Source organism: Herbaspirillum lusitanum (genome assembly GCF_046025995.1).
GTDB lineage: Bacteria > Pseudomonadota > Gammaproteobacteria > Burkholderiales > Burkholderiaceae_D > Herbaspirillum > Herbaspirillum lusitanum_A.
This window is the reverse complement of the sequence record NZ_JAQQFM010000030.1, coordinates 1-757: the sequence shown is the minus strand read 5'-3', so window position 1 is coordinate 757 and position 757 is coordinate 1. Positions and strand designations below refer to the sequence as shown.

Here is a 757-nt window from a genome sequence, read left to right as displayed (position 1 = left end):
TGGCCTGATCGGCCCCAACGGCGCCGGCAAGACCACCTTCTTCAACGTCATCACCGGCCTGTATCAGCCCGACACCGGCGACTTCGAACTGGCCGGCAAGCCCTATTCGCCGAGCGCCCCGCATGAAGTGGCCAAGGCCGGCATCGCGCGCACCTTCCAGAACATCCGCCTGTTCGGCGAGATGAGCGTGCTGGAAAACGTGATGGTCGGCTGCCACGTGCGCACCAAGCAAAACGTGTTCGGCGCCGTGTTCCGCCACAAGGCTGCGCGCGAAGAAGAAGCGCAGATCCGCGAGAAGTCGCAACAGCTGCTCGACTTCGTGGGCATCGGCAAGTTCTCCAAGCGCACGGCGCGCCACCTCTCCTACGGCGACCAGCGCCGTCTGGAAATCGCCCGGGCGCTGGCGACGGAGCCGCAACTGCTGGCGCTGGACGAACCGGCGGCCGGCATGAACGCCACCGAAAAGCTGGGCCTGCGCGAATTGCTGGTCAAGATCCAGGCCGAAGGCAAAACCATCCTGCTGATCGAGCACGACGTCAAACTCATGATGGGCCTGTGCAACCGCATCACGGTGCTGGATTACGGCAAGCCGATTGCCGAAGGCGTGCCGGCCGATGTGCAGAAAAATCCGGCAGTGATCGAAGCCTACCTGGGCGCCGGCCATTAATGGGCGCATCAGGCTACTGCGCGCGCCCGCTACGCCTGCTGCGACGGCGTTCGAGACATGCCACAGAGTAGTCAATATGCTGGTCGTAAT

General features: G+C 63.5%; 1 protein-coding gene. It reads left to right on the top strand.

All coding sequences use genetic code 11. From position 1 onward, the window contains the following. The coding region (locus PQR62_RS25555; protein ID WP_408160893.1) for an ABC transporter ATP-binding protein at positions 1–667 on the top strand (667 nt) is incomplete at its 5' end. Positions 668–757 lie beyond the last annotated feature (90 nt).